The 16,218-nt window shown below is 65.1% G+C and carries 12 protein-coding genes; 5 read left to right on the top strand and 7 right to left on the bottom strand.

The features are described 5' to 3' along the window. Positions 1-3: 3 nt before the first annotated feature. Genes V3314_RS09000 through V3314_RS08985 form a run of 4 tightly spaced genes read right to left on the bottom strand, consistent with a single transcriptional unit; the run spans position 4 to position 5,281 of the window. Complete coding sequence (locus V3314_RS09000) at positions 4-1,452, bottom strand: ATPase, T2SS/T4P/T4SS family (protein ID WP_135001701.1); 1,449 nt, start codon at positions 1,450-1,452, stop codon at positions 4-6. Further along, complete coding sequence (gene gspD, locus V3314_RS08995; protein ID WP_338460149.1) at positions 1,452-3,215, bottom strand: type II secretion system secretin GspD; 1,764 nt, start codon at positions 3,213-3,215, stop codon at positions 1,452-1,454. Before gspD ends, V3314_RS09000 begins: the two co-directional genes overlap by 1 nt. Before the next feature lie 3 nt (positions 3,216-3,218). Next, positions 3,219-3,644, bottom strand: a complete 426-nt coding sequence (locus V3314_RS08990) for a pilus assembly protein PilZ (RefSeq protein ID WP_046617213.1) — start codon at positions 3,642-3,644, stop codon at positions 3,219-3,221. Continuing rightward, a complete protein-coding gene (locus V3314_RS08985) occupies positions 3,641-5,281 on the bottom strand; it encodes a lipoprotein UxpA (protein WP_338460148.1) in 1,641 nt (546 codons plus the stop codon). The genes V3314_RS08990 and V3314_RS08985 overlap by 4 nt, the downstream gene beginning before the upstream one ends. Before the next feature lie 224 nt (positions 5,282-5,505). Between V3314_RS08985 and V3314_RS08980 the strand changes: the two genes are divergently transcribed. Continuing rightward, complete coding sequence (locus V3314_RS08980; RefSeq protein ID WP_046617211.1) at positions 5,506-7,566, top strand: PhoX family phosphatase; 2,061 nt, start codon at positions 5,506-5,508, stop codon at positions 7,564-7,566. A 132-nt stretch (positions 7,567-7,698) separates the two neighbouring features. Here V3314_RS08980 and gspK read toward each other — a convergent pair whose 3' ends face one another. Next, positions 7,699-8,664, bottom strand: a complete 966-nt coding sequence (gene gspK, locus V3314_RS08975; protein ID WP_338460146.1) for a type II secretion system minor pseudopilin GspK — start codon at positions 8,662-8,664, stop codon at positions 7,699-7,701. Between the two features lie 145 nt (positions 8,665-8,809). Between gspK and tatA the strand changes: the two genes are divergently transcribed. The 3 genes from tatA to tatC are packed head-to-tail and all read left to right on the top strand — an operon-like array spanning position 8,810 to position 10,106. Next, positions 8,810-9,043, top strand: coding sequence for a twin-arginine translocase TatA/TatE family subunit (gene tatA / locus V3314_RS08970; protein WP_085600553.1), 234 nt, complete (start codon positions 8,810-8,812; stop codon positions 9,041-9,043). After that, a complete protein-coding gene (gene tatB, locus V3314_RS08965; RefSeq protein WP_196183112.1) occupies positions 9,043-9,348 on the top strand; it encodes a Sec-independent protein translocase protein TatB in 306 nt (101 codons plus the stop codon). The genes tatA and tatB overlap by 1 nt, the downstream gene beginning before the upstream one ends. Continuing rightward, complete coding sequence (tatC, locus tag V3314_RS08960; RefSeq protein WP_338460145.1) at positions 9,345-10,106, top strand: twin-arginine translocase subunit TatC; 762 nt, start codon at positions 9,345-9,347, stop codon at positions 10,104-10,106. The genes tatB and tatC overlap by 4 nt, the downstream gene beginning before the upstream one ends. Before the next feature lie 103 nt (positions 10,107-10,209). On the opposite strand, the gene V3314_RS08955 is transcribed toward tatC, so the two are convergent. Both V3314_RS08955 and purL read right to left on the bottom strand, forming a co-directional pair. Then, positions 10,210-10,521: an NGG1p interacting factor 3 protein, NIF3 gene (locus V3314_RS08955; RefSeq protein WP_046617105.1), complete on the bottom strand. Its 312-nt coding sequence runs from the start codon at positions 10,519-10,521 to the stop codon at positions 10,210-10,212. A 3-nt stretch (positions 10,522-10,524) separates the two neighbouring features. Next, positions 10,525-14,424, bottom strand: a complete 3,900-nt coding sequence (gene purL / locus V3314_RS08950) for a phosphoribosylformylglycinamidine synthase (RefSeq protein ID WP_322493274.1) — start codon at positions 14,422-14,424, stop codon at positions 10,525-10,527. A 324-nt stretch (positions 14,425-14,748) separates the two neighbouring features. On the opposite strand from purL, the gene mltF reads away from it, so the two are divergent. Continuing rightward, positions 14,749-16,206 carry a membrane-bound lytic murein transglycosylase MltF gene (mltF, locus tag V3314_RS08945; RefSeq protein ID WP_013971158.1) on the top strand — a complete coding sequence of 486 codons (1,458 nt, stop codon included), beginning with the start codon at positions 14,749-14,751 and terminating at the stop codon, positions 16,204-16,206. Positions 16,207-16,218 lie beyond the last annotated feature (12 nt).

Below are 16,218 nucleotides of genomic sequence, written 5' to 3'. Positions count from 1 at the left end.
GGCTCAGCTCTGCACCACGCGCAGTACTTCGGCCAGGCTGGTCTCGCCACGGGCCAGGCAGTCGCTGGCCATCGCCACCAGGCTCTGCCGGCGTCCGGCCAGGTAGTCCTGCATGACCAGTTCACTGGCGCCGTCGTACAACAGGCCGATCAGCCCGGCATCCAGCTCGATGAATTCATACAGGCCCAGGCGCCCGACATACCCGCTGCCCTGGCACTGCTCGCAGCCAACCGCGTGGTAGCTGCTGCCCAGCGCCGCCAGCTCGGGCCACAGGTCGCGTTCCGCCGGCTGCAGCGGGTGCGCCACGGCGCAACTGCACAAGCGCCGCACCAGGCGCTGGGCCAGTACGCCGCGCAGGCACGAGGCGATCAGGAACGGTTCGATGCCCATGTCGCGCAGGCGGGTCACCGCGCCCACCGCACTGTTGGTGTGCAGCGTGGACAACACCAGGTGGCCGGTGAGGCTGGCCTGCACGGCGATCTGCGCGGTCTCCTGGTCACGGATTTCGCCGAGCATGATCACGTCCGGGTCCTGGCGCAGGATAGCGCGCAGGCCGCTGGCAAAAGTCAGCCCGGCACGCGGGTTGATGGCAGTCTGGCCGATGCCGGCGATAGCGTATTCCACCGGGTCCTCGACAGTGAGGATGTTGCGGCTGCCGTCGTTGAGGCTGTTGAGGCTGGCATACAGGGTAGTGGTCTTGCCCGAACCGGTGGGCCCCGTGGACAGCACGATGCCGTTGGGCCGTGCCAGGCAACTGCGCAGGCCCTGCAACACCGCCGCCGGCATGCCCAGGTTGCCCAGCGCCAGCAGGCTGGCCTGCTTGTCGAGCACGCGCATCACCACCCGTTCACCGTGGATGCCGGGCAGGGTCGAGACCCGCACATCCACTTCGCGCCCCGCCGCACGCAGGGTGATGCGGCCATCCTGGGGCTGACGCTTTTCGGCAATGTCCAGACGGGCCATGACCTTGATCCGCGACACCAGCATGGCCGACAGCGCACGCGGTGGGCGCAACACTTCGCGCAGGTGGCCATCGACCCGCAGGCGCACCACCAGGCTCTGCTCGAAGGTTTCTATATGAATGTCCGAAGCGCGCAGGCGCAGGGCCTGGCCGAACAGGCCGTTGATCAGGCGGATCACAGGGGCTTCGTCGTCGCTTTCCAGCAGGTCCTCGATGCGCGGCATTTCGCTCATCAGGCTATCCAGGTCGACCTGGTCGCCAATGCCTTCGATCAGCGCCTCGGTGGCAGCATCGCCGGCCTGGTACAGCTGGCCGAGGCGTTCGTCGAACAGTGCAGGCTCCAGGTATTCGAGCAGGCTGGGCTGGCCGTGCACGCGCAGCAGCTCCTGCAATTGGGCGCTGTCGGCATCAGGCCGCAGCCACAGCTGCCAGCCCTGCTCCGCCGGGGCCATGGCTACCCCGCTCTGCCGTGCCTGGCGATAAGGCAGCATCACCAGTCACCGCCTTCCAGCCGTGCGCGGCTGGAGGGGAACACTTGCAGCAACGGCGTAGCGTTTTGCCCATCCGCCAGGGCGGGCAACTGCAGCGGCGTGGTCTGCTGCAAGGTGCGGTACTTGTCTTCGCTGAGCCCGGCCAGGCTCGGCCCGTCACGCAGGATGCGCGGGCGGATGAACACCATCAGGTTCTGCTTGGTGTTCTTGGTGGCGTCGGAGCGGAACAGCCGGCCCAGGTAAGGGATGTCGCCAAGCAGCGGCACACGCTGGTCGCTGGTGCTCAGTTCGTCGCTGATCAGGCCGCCGAGGATCACCAGGCCGTTGTCCTCGACCATGACCTTGGTCTTGATCTCGCGCTTGTTGGTGATCACGTCGCTGGCAGCCGTGGTGTCGGCAATCGACGACACTTCCTGGACGATGTCCAGGCGCACGCTGTTGTCGATGTTGATCTGCGGCTTGATGCGCAGCTTCACCCCGACTTCCTTGCGCTCGATGGTCTGGTACGGGTTGGCGTTGTTCTGCGTTACCGATCCGGTGACGAAGGGCACTTCCTGGCCGACCAGGATCGACGCCTCGGCGTTGTCCAGGGTCAGCAGGGTTGGCGTGGACAGCAGGTTGAAGCCGCTCTTGCCTTTCAGCGCGTTGACCAGCATGGCGAAGTTGAAACCGCCGCCGAAATGGCCGATACCCGCCATGGCGCCGGTGGTGCTGGACAGCAAATCGCCAAGGGCCTCGTTGTCGCCACTGGCGGCGGCCCCGGCGATGCTGGCGATATTCACCCCGTTGCTGCCGAAATTGACGATGCCGGCACCGAACTTCTCGTCAGCGAACAGCCACTGCACGCCCAGCTCCTGGGCGCTGCTGTCGGACACCTCGGCTATGATCGCCTCCACAACTACCTGGGCACGGCGGATGTCCAACTGCTCGACGATGGCGCGGTAGGCGGCCAGCTCGCTGTCGGGGCCGACCATGACCACGGCGTTGGTGCCCTCTTCGTATTCCAGGCGGATGCTCGAGCCGCCGGCGGCGGGTACTACAGGCCTGTCCTTGCCCTCTGCATCGCCCGCACCTTCAGAGGGCGTCATGCCTTCCTGGCTGAGCCCGCGCAACACCTTTACCACTTCGCCCGCATTGGCATGGCGCAGGTAGATGACCTGGGTACTGCCGGTGCCTGGTGCGTCCTGGGGGCGGTCGAGCTGGCGCAGCAAGCTGGCGATACGTTCCAGGTTGCTGCGCCAGTCGGTAACGACCAACTGGTGCGCCGCCGGATAAGGTGTGATCACACCGACCCGTGGGTCGATCAGGGGCTTGAGAATGCCCAGCACCTGCTCGCTGGCGGCATTGCGCACGTTGAATACCCGCGTAGCCACGCTGTCGCTGCCTTCCCCCTGCTGCCCTCCCGCCTCCACCGGCACAGGCTCCAGGCGAGCAGCCTGGTCGGGAACGATCTTCACGCTGCCGTTGGGCAGGTCGACAGTGGCGAAGCCCTGGGCGCGCAGCTGGGCCAGGAAGATGTCGTAGATGGCATCGGCGTCGTGCAGGTCGACGGTGCGTACGGTGACCTTGCCCTTGACCCGGGGGTCGACGATGAAGGTGGTGCCGGTGATGCGTGACACGCTGTCGATGAACTCGCCCAGTTCGGTGTCGACGAAGTTCACCTCGTACATAGGCGTGCCGTTGTCATCGAACACCGGCTCTTCAGCACAGGCCATGGAGAGGGCCAGGCTCAGCGCGGCCGCCACGCAATATCTGACAGGCATCGTTCATCCTTGCCGCTTGAAGCCGGTCACGACAGGGCGTGGCGGCCAGGGCAGGCGTTCACGCCGCCCCTGGTTGTTGAAAATCAGGCCATCGCTGTCGATGTCCTGCAGCACGATCCCTGGCGCCAGGCGCTGGCCGCGGGCCAAGGTGCGCACCTGCTCGCCATAGCGCAGCACCACCACGCTGGAGGCCAGCGGCTGCGCCTTGAGGCCGCCCAGGTATTGCAGCGGCAGGCGCGTGATTGCGATGGCACCGTCGTCGACGGGTACCTGCCAATGGCCGACCATCAAGCCAGGCAGCGGCTTGTCGGGCGCTGCGGGCGCAGTGGCCGGTTGCGGCTGGCGACCCAGTTGCAGCACGCACTGGGCCGCCAGCCAGCCGGCCAGGGTCAGGCCAGCGCCCGTCAGCAAGCGCGAGGCGAGCGTCACGATGCCAACTGCCTTGGGTGCCAGCCCGGGTGCCCCTGCACGTAGCGCAATTCGGGCAGCTGCAGCGGCGCCAGTTGCCAGTCGCTCGCCTGGCGGGCGAGCCAGGCTTCGATCCGTTGCCACAGCGGCTCGCCGGCCTGGGTTTCGAATTGCAGGCCAAAGGTGCGGCACAGGCCCTGCACCGGTTCCAGGCCACTGATGCGCTTGCCTTGCGGGCTGTAGCTGACACGCCAGGCCTGGCCCTGCCAGCGCGGCAGGTCCTGGCTGTTGTCCAGCAACAGCGGGTCGCCGAACAGTTGCTCCGCGGCGTTTTCCAGCACTTGCTCGACCTGCCGGGCGGGTGCTTCGACCACCGGTGCCGGGTAGCCACCGGTGAGGCTGATCAGGTGTTCTCGGGTAATGGCCGCCCCTGCAGGCAGAGGGTAGTCATAACGCAGGCCCGGCAGCAGCACCGGCATGCTGCTGTCGTCGGCCAGGGCCTGATGCAGCAGCCGGTCCCAGCTGCCGCCTCGGGTGTCGCGGCGCCACAGCGCCTGGGGCGCGCGGGCCAGCGGTTGATCGAGCCAGGCCGCGTGGCCGGCGCGCTGCTGGCGCAGTTCTGCCTGCAATGCCCCGACACGCTGCTGAGCGGCGGGCGCCAGCTGTTGCTCAAAGGCCGGGAAGAAACGCCCCTCGAACTGCCACTGCCCGGCCACGCGCTGGCAGCGCAGGCGGAAGGCACCGCTGCCCCGGCAACCGGCGAACAGCACCGGCACGCGGCGGCCGCTGGCCTGGCTGGCCTCGACCGGCGCCGGCCACAGGTCCTGGCCGCGGGCGCACAGCAGCACATCGATCTGCGGCACCCGCTCGGCCAGCCACAAGCCCGGCCCGGTACCGACATCGGCCAGGGCCACCACCAGGTCAGCCTCGCGTCGGGCCTGTTCGAACACCGGCTGCAATGACTGGTACCACTGTTTGAGGGAGGCTTTCTGGTCCTGGGCATAGGGGTCGGTCACGCCGATCACGGCAATACGTGCACCGCCGCGTTCGAAGACGTGCAAGGCTTCCAGGCCCAAAGCCCGGCGCTGCGTGTCTGCCAGCCCGGCGCCCAGGGTAACGGTGCCAGCCTGGCGATATAGCGCCGGGCTGCGCTGTGGCCACAACACGCGCTCGTCGCTACTGACCCGCGCTTCACTGCCCAGCAGCTGGCTGCCCTGCAGGCCGCTTTCGCCCTGGGTCAGGTAGGCCAGGCCACTGCCATTCCAGCACTGGCCGTTTTCCAGGGTCAGGCTGTTGCCAGCCCCAGCCTCGCCGCGCAGTTGCTCGAGCAATGCCGCCAGCACCGCATAGCCGCCCAGCTGGGCAGATGCAGCCTGGCTGGCATCGAGCAGGGGCGCCAGTTGCGGGTAGGCGATGCTGGCACTGCTGCCGGTCATCCATGGGGCGCGGCCCAGGTGGCTGACCGGCCCCAGGCGAGTGGCCGGCACCACCGCCTGGCCAGGCTGGCGGGCATCGAGGGTGTCGGCCACGTACAGCAGGTCGAGGCTGGCGTTGCCTCCCTGCTGCCCAGGAAGGGCGGAGCAGGCGCCGAGCAACGGTGCCAAGGCACCGATACCCATCCAGCCGATCACTTCGCGCCTGTGCACACTGCTTGCCATCGAACCCGCCATCCTTATCCATGTTCATCCAGGGCCCCGGATGTTGCGGCGTTGGCATTACAGTTTGATGGCAGAAATCCGACAGCCATTCCAAAGTGATCTGTAGAGCACGCTTGTAAGAGCGGGTTGTTTTAAAACCCCCTTAACATTTCTGCCAATGAATCATCACATTTGCGCACTAAAGTCGCGGTTCCCTCTAACTCAGCCAACATAAGGACACCCTGATGAGTCGAGATACCGGCGACAACCTGGACCGGAACCAAAGCGGCAACCTGCCGATGGCCAACGTCATGGACGCCTACCTGAGCCGCCGCAGCGTGATGCGCGGCAGCCTGGGCGCCGCCATCGCCATGATTGCCGGTACCGGCCTGACAGGCTGCTTCGACGGTGGTGGTTCCGATCACGATGATCCGGTCACCGAGCCACCCGTGACTGAGCCGGAAGTGCCGAAACTGGCACTGGGCTTCCAGTCCATCCCGGGCTCGCGCACCGACGCCTGCGTGGTTGCCGCCGGCTACAGCGCCTATGTGCTGGCGCCCTGGGGCACGCCGATAAACAGCAATGGCAACCCGTGGAAGTCCGACGGCAGCAACACCTCGACCGACCAGGCCAACGCCATGGGCATGCACCATGACGGCATGCACTTCTTCCCCATCAACGGCAGCTCCGAAGACGGCCTGCTGGCGATCAACTTCGAGTACATCGACACTGCCGCCCTGCACCCGGCCGGCCCGACTACCGATGTGAACGGCAAGCGCCCGGTGGAGGAAGTACGCAAGGAAATCAACGCACACGGTGCCGGCGTGGTGCGCCTGCAGAAAATCGGCGGCCGCTGGCAGGTGGTCGACAACGACCCGCTCAACCGCCGCTTCACTACTGCCTCGCGCATGGAAATCACCGGCCCGCTGCGGGGAACCGACCACGTCAAGACCAAGTACTCCACCGCCGGCACCCATTGCCGCGGCACCAACAACAACTGCGGCAACGGCTACACCCCGTGGGGCACCTACCTGACCTGTGAAGAGAACTGGCCAGGCATTTTCGTCAACAAGGGCACCCGCCCCGAAGACCAGCGCCGCATTGGCGTGGGCACCTCAAGTGGCCAGTACAAGTGGGAAACCGCAGCCGGTGATAGCAGCGAAGTGGACGACGAATTCGCCCGTTTCGATGTCACCATCAAAGGCGCCAGCGCAACCGACGACTACCGCAATGAAGCCAGCACCTACGGCTACATCGTCGAAATCGACCCGTACAACAGCAACACCCTGGCCACCAAGCGCACCGCGCTGGGCCGCTTCCGCCACGAAGGCTGTGCCCCGGGCCTGCCGGTCGCCGGCAAGCCGCTGGTGTGGTACATGGGTGACGACTCGAACAACGAGTACCTGTACAAGTGGGTGTCGACCGCGGTGTGGGACGCAGCCGATGCCAACCCGGCCGACCGCCTGGCCACCGGTGCCAAGTACCTCGACCAGGGCAAGTTGTACGTCGCCCGCTTCAATGCCGATGGCACCGGAGTATGGCTGCTGCTGGACGTAGGCACCGCCACCACTGGCGGCAGTACCCTGGGCGCACTGTATGGCGACCTGCCGGGCATCATCCTCAACACCCGTGGTGCTGCCGATGCCGTGGGCGCAACGCCGATGGACCGCCCGGAATGGACCACGGTCAACCCGCTCAACGGCGACGTATACCTGACCCTGACCAACAACAGCGCGCGTACCCCGGAAAAGGTCGATGCAGCCAACCCGCGCGGCCCGAACCGTCACGGCCACATCATCCGTTGGCACGACAGCGACGACCAGCTGAGCTTCACCTGGGACATCTTCGTGTTCGGCGCCAACGCCGCCGGCACCGCCGACATCAACCGCTCCGGCCTGACCGAACTGAACCAGTTCGCCAGCCCGGACGGCATGAGTTTCGATAGCCGTGGCGTGCTGTGGTTCGAGACCGACAACGGCGAGAGCACCGTGACGGACTACACCAACGACCAGCTGCTGGCAGTGATCCCCACCAACCTGGTGGATGCCAGCGGCAAGCAGGTGCCGGTGAACGCACAGAACCAGGTGGACCTGCGCCGCTTCTTCGTCGGGCCAAATGGCTGCGAGGTAACCGGGATTACCTTTACCCCGGACAACAAGACGCTGTTCGTCAATATCCAGCACCCGGAGAACTGGCCATATACCGACAAGGCCACCGATGCCACCCCGGCAGGTGCCACGGTAAGGCCGCGGGCTGCGACGGTGGTGATCCAGCGTATCGATGGCGGGGAGATCGGCACCGCCTGATCGATTTGTGCACGGGGGCCGCTTTGCGGCCCTATCGCGACACAAGGCCGCTCCTACAAGGGATCGCATTCCCCTGTAGGAGCGGCCTTGTGTCGCGATAGGGCTGCAAAGCAGCCCCGGCAATCTCAAGCCCTACCACACCATCGGCTCCCGGCTGCGCACCCGCACCTGCTGCGCCGGCACCCGGGCATGCCATTGCACCACCCCCAGCGCCTCCACCTGGAACTCGCTGCGTATCACCCGCCCCTCCTCCGCGAACGACAGCTGCAACAGGAAATACCCGCTGTTCAGCAGCAGCCCTTCGCTCAACCGTTCGAAGGTTTCGTCATCCACCGCCCCCAGGGCCTGGCGTAGCGCAGTTGCATCCACATAACCCGACGCCGGGCGACCGCTGATGATGCGGCTGAGCAACGAGCGCGGATAGCGCCCTTCATACAGCGCCTCCAGCAATGGCAGATGCTCCAGCCCCAGGGCATTGGCATTCAGCCGCCAGCCGGTGGTCTGAGGCAAGGCGCACAGCATCGGGTAACGGCTCTGGCGGCTGGCGTCCGGCTCCAGTAGCAAGTTCAGCTCGCTGGTATCGAGCATCGGCTGGTTGGCTGCCAGGCGCGGTAGTTGCTGGCGCAGGTATTGGGCGCTCTCGGCGCCCTGCAGGCGGGCATCGCTGTCGGCATCCAGCCAGTCGCCCAGGGCATCGACCAAGCGCTCGGCAGCCATGTCATCGCCCAGCAGGTACCGCAACTGGCGCGCAGCTCGCTCGCCGTCAGCGCCAAGCAGCGCATTGACGTTGAAACAGGTGTGCTGGTCGAGCACCCGCAACTGCGCCTGGCCAGCGCCAAAATCGTAGTTCAACGGCTGCCCGCGCAAGGCCTGCCAGAACAGCGGGCTAAGCCGCCAGCTGGGGTCACGCAGGGCCTGTTCGGCATAGGCCAGGCCGGCCTGCTCCATCGCTCGCGCCTGCACCCGCTGGTGCAACAGGCGCACCCCATCGACCTGGCGCCGGCCATCTTCCAGCAGCCAGGCCATGCCCGCCGCCAACATCGCCAGCACCACCATCACCATCAGCAGGGCCGCGCCCTGCTGTTGCCTGCCACCCATCCTTGCCTGCCTCTGTCGCCGAATAAAGACGCCAGTCAACACGCCCGGTGTTGCAGGTAGATGGCAGTGACCGTTCGTCATGTGTACGTCATCTGCGCGAGGCAGGATTGTCTTTCCTTTTCATGACCTTACAGGAGTGGTCGCAATGGGTGGCATTGGAATCTGGCAACTGGTGATCGTACTGCTGATCGTATTCCTGCTGTTTGGTACCAAGCGCCTCAAGGGCCTGGGCAGCGATGTTGGCGAGGCGATCCAGGGTTTTCGCAAGTCCATGGGCGGTGACACTGACGCGACTTCCGCAGCGCAAACACAGGTGCAGCAACAGTGCCCGCTGACCGGTCAGGGTACGCAGCAACCGCAAGCGGACCGTCAACCCTGATGTTCGAGGTAGGCTTCAGCGAGTTGCTGCTGGTCGGCATCGTCGCGCTGTTGGTTCTAGGCCCGGAGCGCCTGCCGGTGGCGGCACGCACCCTCGGGCGCGGCCTGGGCCAGGCACGCAGGGCCATGCACGCCCTGCGCACGCAGGTAGAGCGGGAGATCGAACTGCGCCCTGTCGAGCTACCCGATCTCGACAGTGCGCCTTTGCAGCGCCTGGAACAGGAGATCCGCCAAGGCATCAGCCTGAAAGCGGAGCCGGCCAATGATGCGGCCACGGTCGCTTCTCTCAAGGAAAACGCTTCATGAGTATTGCCATGGACCCGGCGGCGAGCATGCCGCTGACCGAACACCTGCGCGACCTGCGCAAGCGTCTGGTGCGCTGCCTGGCGCTGGTGGCACTGGTGTTCGCCGGCCTGTTCCCCTTTGCCCAGACGCTGTACACGCTGATTTCCGAACCGCTGCGGCGCTTCTTGCCGGAAGGCGCGAGCATGATCGCCACCAGCGTCACTTCGCCGTTCCTGACACCGTTCAAGCTGACCGCGATGTGCGCAGTGTTCGTCGCCATGCCACTGCTGCTGCACCAGGCCTGGGGCTTTCTGGCGCCGGGGCTGTACCGCCGTGAACGGCGTATTGCCCTGCCGCTGCTGGTGTCGAGCATCGTGCTGTTCTACGCCGGCATGGCCTTCGCCTTCTTCCTGGTGTTTCCGATGATGTTCGGCTTCTTTGCCAGCGTTACACCGGAGGGCGTGGCGATGATGACCGATATCAGCCAGTACCTGGACTTTATCCTGGCGCTGTTTCTGGCGTTCGGGCTGGCGTTCGAGATACCGGTGGCGACGTTTATCGTGGTCTGGGTGGGGTTGGCCGATGTGGCCACGTTGCGGCGCAGCAGGCCCTACGTGATCGTCGGCTGCTTTGTGGTGGGGATGATCCTGACGCCGCCGGATGTGTTTTCGCAGACGATGCTGGCGGTGCCAATGTGGGTGCTGTTCGAGGTAGGGTTGCTGGCTTGTGGGTGGTTGAAGCGGCCCGGGCAGGGCAAGGAGATTGGGGCTGGATTGTAGGGCCTCTTCGCGGGTAAACCCGCTCCCACAGGGATCGCACAATATCCGAGAGTTGTGCGATCCCTGTGGGAGCGGGTTTACCCGCGAATAGCCTTGATGCGGTCTAGAACTCGGCGAGCTGCCAGACTTCGTAGGCTGGCGTTTCGTACGGGTGGCTCTGCTTGAGTGCAGCGACGACCTGGGCAATCAGCTCGTCAGCCACCACCAGCTCCACCTTCCACTCTTCCACCACCTCGACCTGGCCGGTTTGCCCGAGGAACGGCTGGCTGCCGTCCAGCGGGCGGAACTGGCCCTGGCCCAGCGTCTGCCAGGCGCAGTGGTCATAGTCACCGATGCGCCCGCCACCCGCGGCGAACACAGCGGCCTTGACCACTTCGACGTGGCTGGCGGGGACGAAGAAGGCGAGCTTGTACACGCCTTAGTTCACCCACACCCGTGCGTTACGGAACATACGCATCAGCGCGGCATCTTCCTGCCACTCATCCGGGCGCCAGGAGTTCTGCACGGCACGGAACACACGCTCCGGGTGCGGCATCATGATGGTCACGCGGCCGTCGCGGCTGGTGAGACCGGTAATGCCACGCGGCGAGCCGTTCGGGTTGGCCGGGTAGGCTTCGGTGACCTTGCCGTGGTTGTCGACGTAGCGCAGGGCCACACAACCGGACAGGTCGGCTGCCAGCAGTGCTTCTTCGCTGGCGAACTCGGCATGGCCTTCGCCGTGGGCGATGGCGATCGGCATGCGCGAACCGGCCATGCCCTGCAGGAAGATCGAGTTGGACTTCTGCACTTCGACCATGGCCACACGCGCTTCGAACTGCTCCGAACGGTTACGCACGAAGTGCGGCCAGTGCTCGGTGCCGGGGATCAGTTCATGCAGGTTGGACATCATCTGGCAACCGTTGCACACGCCCAGGGCGAAGCTGTCGGTACGCTCGAAGAAGGCCTGGAAGGCGTCACGGGCGCGGCTGTTGAACAGCGCAGACTTGGCCCAGCCTTCACCAGCACCCAGCACGTCGCCGTAGGAGAAGCCACCGCAGGCGACCAGGCCCTTGAAGGCTTCGAAGTCGACACGGCCAGCGAGGATGTCGCTCATGTGCACGTCGATGGCGGCGAAGCCGGCACGGTCGAAGGCGGCTGCCATCTCGACCTGGCCGTTGACGCCCTGCTCGCGCAGGATGGCCACTTGCGGGCGCACGCCCTTCTTGATGTACGGCGCGGCGATGTCGTCGTTGACATCGAAGCCCAGCTTGACCGACAGGCCAGGGTTGTCTTCCTCCAGCAGCAGGTCGAATTCCTGGTCGGCGCAGTCGGCGTTGTCGCGCAGGCGCTGGATCTGGTAGCTGGTCTCGGCCCACTGGCGCTGCAGCATGCGGCGGTCGTCGTCGAACAGCACTTCACCGTTCAGGCTGATGGACACTTCACCGTTATTGACCGGCTTGCCGATCACCGCGACGCAACCTTCACCCAGGCCAGCGGCGCTGAACTGTGCCAGTACGTCGGGGGTAGCATCCTGGCGAACCTGGATGACCGCGCCCAGCTCTTCGTTGAAGAGGATGGCCGGTACGTCGCCCTTGCTGTCGGTCAGCGGGTCGAGGTGCAGGTCGAGGCCGCAGTGGCCGGCGAAGGCCATTTCCAGCACGGTGGTGACCAGGCCGCCGTCGGAGCGGTCGTGGTAGGCCAGCAGGTGGCCATCTTCGTTCAGGCCCTGGATCACGGCGAAGAACGCCTTCAGGTCTTCGGCGTCATCGACGTCCGGTGCCTGGGCGGCGATCTTGCCGTAGGTCTGTGCCAGGATCGAGGCGCCCATGCGGTTCTTGCCGCGGCCAAGGTCGATCAGGATCAGGTCGGTCTCGCCCTTGTCCATGCGCAGTTGCGGGGTCAGGGTCTTGCGGATGTCGGTGACCGGGGCGAAGCCGGTGATGATCAGCGACATTGGCGATGTAACGCTCTTCTCGACGCCCGCGTCGCTCCACTTGGTCTTCATCGACATCGAGTCTTTGCCGACCGGAATGGTAATGCCCAGCTCCGGGCACAGCTCCATGCCGACAGCCTTGACGGTGTCGTACAGGCGGGCGTCTTCACCTGGGTGGCCGGCGGCAGACATCCAGTTGGCCGACAGTTTGATGTCGGACAGCTTCTCGATGCGCGAGGCAGCCAGGTTGGTCAGTGTCTCGCCAATTGCCATGCGGCCGGACGCCGGGGCATCCAGCAGAGCCAGCGGGGTACGCTCGCCCATGGCCATGGCTTCGCCGGTGTAGACGTCGAAGCTGGTGGCGGTGACGGCGCAGTCGGCAACCGGTACCTGCCACGGGCCGACCATCTGGTCACGAGCTACCAGGCCGGTGATGGTGCGGTCGCCGATGGTGATCAGGAAGCTCTTGCTGGCCACGGCCGGGTGGCTGAGGACGCGCTGAACGGCGTTGTCCAGGTCCAGCGTGCTTGGGTCGAAGTCATCGCCCAGCTCGGCTTCGCGGGTAACCGAACGGTGCATGCGTGGCGGCTTGCCCAGCAGTACGTCGAGCGGCATGTCTACTGGCGTGTTGCCGAAGTGGCTGTCGCTTACGGTCAGGTGTTTTTCTTCAGTCGCTTCACCCACTACGGCAAACGGGCAACGCTCACGCTCGCAGATTGCCTTGAAACGCTCGAAGTCGACGGCGCTGACCGCAAGCACGTAACGCTCCTGCGATTCGTTGCTCCAGATTTCGTGCGGGGCCATGCCCGGCTCGTCGTTGGGCACGTTGCGCAGTTCGAAGCGGCCACCACGGCCACCGTCGTTTACCAGCTCTGGGAAGGCGTTGGAGATACCGCCGGCGCCAACGTCATGGATGAAAGCGATCGGGTTGTTGTCGCCCAGCTGCCAGCAGCGGTCGATGACCTCCTGGCAACGGCGCTCCATTTCCGGGTTTTCGCGCTGTACGGAGGCGAAGTCCAGGTCAGCCGAGCTGGCACCGGTAGCCACCGACGAAGCGGCGCCGCCGCCCAGGCCGATCAGCATGGCCGGGCCACCGAGCACGATCAGCTTGGCGCCGACAGTGATCTCGCCTTTCTGCACGTGGTCTTCACGGATGTTGCCCATGCCACCGGCCAGCATGATCGGCTTGTGGTAGCCGCGCACTTCTTCACCGTGCGGGGTGTTGATGGCCTGCTCGAAGGTACGGAAGTAGCCGGTCAGGGCCGGGCGGCCGAACTCGTTGTTGAACGCAGCGCCACCCAGAGGGCCTTCGATCATGATGTCGAGGGCGTCGACGATGCGCTCAGGCTTGCCGTAGGCCTGCTCCCACGGCTGTTCGAAGCCAGGGATACGCAGGTTGGACACGGTGAAGCCGGTCAGGCCAGCCTTGGGCTTGGCGCCACGGCCGGTCGCGCCTTCGTCGCGGATTTCACCGCCGGAGCCGGTGGAGGCGCCAGAGAACGGGGCGATGGCGGTCGGGTGGTTGTGCGTCTCGACCTTCATCAGGATGTGCACCGGCTCCTGCACCGCGCCGTACTGGCGGGTTTCAGGGTTCGGGAAGAAACGGCCGGCAACGTTGCCGACGATCACCGAGGCGTTGTCCTTGTACGCAGACAGCACACCTTCGTTGTGCATCTGGTAGGTGTTCTTGATCATGCCGAACAGGCTCTTTTCCTGAGCCTGGCCGTCGATGTCCCAACTGGCGTTGAAGATCTTGTGGCGGCAGTGCTCGGAGTTGGCCTGGGCGAACATCATCAGTTCGATGTCGTTCGGGTTGCGCTTGAGGCCCTGGAAGGCGTTTACCAGGTAGTCGATTTCGTCTTCGGCCAGGGCCAGGCCCAGGTCGATGTTGGCCTTGGCCAGGGCGTCACGGCCACCGCCAAGGATGTCCACCGAGGTCATCGGCTTGGGCTGGGCATGGCTGAACAGGTCAGCGGCCTGCTCCAGCTGGCCGAGCACGCGCTGGGTCATGCGGTCGTGCAGCTCGGCGGCAATCAGTTCGGCGTCGGCTTCGCTCAGGTTGCCGGCAACGTAGTAGGCGATACCGCGTTCCAGGCGCTGGATCGACTGCAGGCCGCAGTTGTGAGCGATGTCGCTGGCCTTGCTGGCCCACGGCGAAATGGTGCCCAGGCGCGGCACGACCAAAAACAGGCGGCCGCTCGGCTCCTGTACCGGCACGCTCGGGCCGTACTTGAGCAGACGGCCCAGCACCTGCTGCTGGTCGGCGGTCAGCTCGCCGTCGACATCGGCGAAGTGGGCAAATTCGGCATACAAACCAGTAACAGCGGGGACTTTCTGGCTCAGTTGCTCGAGTAATTTACCGTGGCGAAAGGCAGAAAGGGCAGGAGCGCCGCGCAGGATCAACATCGTCGGGACAGCCTCAGGAAGGGGTGTGCTTAGAGGCCGTGCATTCTAGCCTAATTCGAAGGGTTTCGGCACCCGCTCTAAGCCATGGCTGCCGGGCGGCGGAACCGGACTTGCGGGTCAAAAAAAATTGCCTTGTGTTGCCTGCTCCGGCCCTATCGCCGGCAAGCCGGCTCCCACAGGTATACCACCACCCTCAAGGCCTGCATTGTACCTGTGGGAGCCGGCTTGCCGGCGATAGGGCCGGTAAAGCACAGAACCTGCTACCAGACAAGCTAACAGTTGTCGAGATATGGTTGGGCCAGTCCTTTGCGTATACTGCAACCTATGTTCGCCCACACTGCTTTGCGCCAGCGTTGCGCCAGATGGCTTTTCGCAACCGGACTCTTTCTGCTGCTCGGTGCCTGCGTTGAAAAACCCAGCACCCTCGAGCGCGTGAAGGAGGATGGCGTGCTGCGCGTGATCACCCGCAACAGCCCGGCCACCTACTTCCAGGACCGCAACGGCGAAACCGGCTTCGAGTACGAGCTGGTCCAGCATTTCGCCGAAGATCTGGGCGTGAAGCTGCAGATCGAGACCGCCGACAACCTCGACGAGCTATACGACAGCCTTGGCAAGCCCTCCGGCCCGGTGCTGGCAGCGGCCGGCCTGGTCACCAGCGAACGGCGCAAGGCCCAGGTCAGGTACTCCCACCCTTACCTGGAAGTGACCCCACAGGTCATCTACCGCAACGGCCGCACGCGCCCCACCAATGCCAAGGGCCTGGTGGGCAAGAAGATCATGGTGCTCAAGGGCAGCAGCCACGCCGACCAGTTGGCCGAGCTGAAAAAGCAGTACCCCGGCCTGGAATACGAAGAGTCCGACGCCGTCGAGGTGGTCGACCTGCTGCGCATGGTCGACGAAGGCCAGATCGACCTGACCCTGGTCGACTCCAACGAGCTGGCGATGAACCAGGTGTACTTCCCCAACGTGCGGGTTGCCTTCGACCTGGGCGACACCCGCGACCAGCGCTGGGCGGTGGCGGCCGGTGAAGACAACAGCCTGCTCAACGAAGTCAACGAGTTCCTCGACAAGGCACAGAAGAACGGCACCCTGCAACGCCTGAAGGACCGCTACTACGGCCATGTCGACGTACTGGGCTATGTGGGGGCCTACACCTTCGCCCAACACCTGCAGCAGCGCCTGCCCAAGTACGAAAAGCACTTCAAGAGCTACGCCAAGGTCGAGCAGGTGGACTGGCGCCTGCTGGCCGCCATCGGTTACCAGGAATCGATGTGGCAGCCCGAGGTCACCTCCAAGACTGGCGTGCGCGGCCTGATGATGTTGACCCAGCGCACCGCCCAGGCCATGGGCGTGTCCAACCGCCTGGACCCGAAGCAGAGCATCCAGGGCGGCGCCAAGTACTTCATGAAGATCAAGGAAGAGCTCGACGACAGTATCCAGGAACCGGACCGCACCTGGTTCGCCCTGGCCGCCTACAACGTCGGCACCGGTCACCTGGAGGACGCCCGCACTTTGGCCAAGCGCGAGAAGCTCAACCCGAACAAGTGGCTGGACGTGAAGAAGATGCTACCGCGGCTTTCGCAGAAGCAGTGGTATCGCCAGACCAAATACGGCTATGCACGTGGCGGCGAGCCGGTGCATTTCGTGGCCAACATCCGTCGCTACTACGACATCCTCACCTGGGTGACCCAGCCGCAGCTCGAAGGCCAGGTGGCCGAGGGCAGCCTGCATGTGCCCGGGGTGAACAAGGACAAGCCGGCGGAGCAGTCGCCGCCGATGTAAGCCTGCACCGGC

Source organism: Pseudomonas sp. TE3-3-F2023 (assembly GCF_036784815.1).
Taxonomy (GTDB): Bacteria; Pseudomonadota; Gammaproteobacteria; order Pseudomonadales; family Pseudomonadaceae; genus Aquipseudomonas; species Aquipseudomonas pudica.
This window is presented reverse-complemented; position numbering and strand designations above follow the sequence as displayed.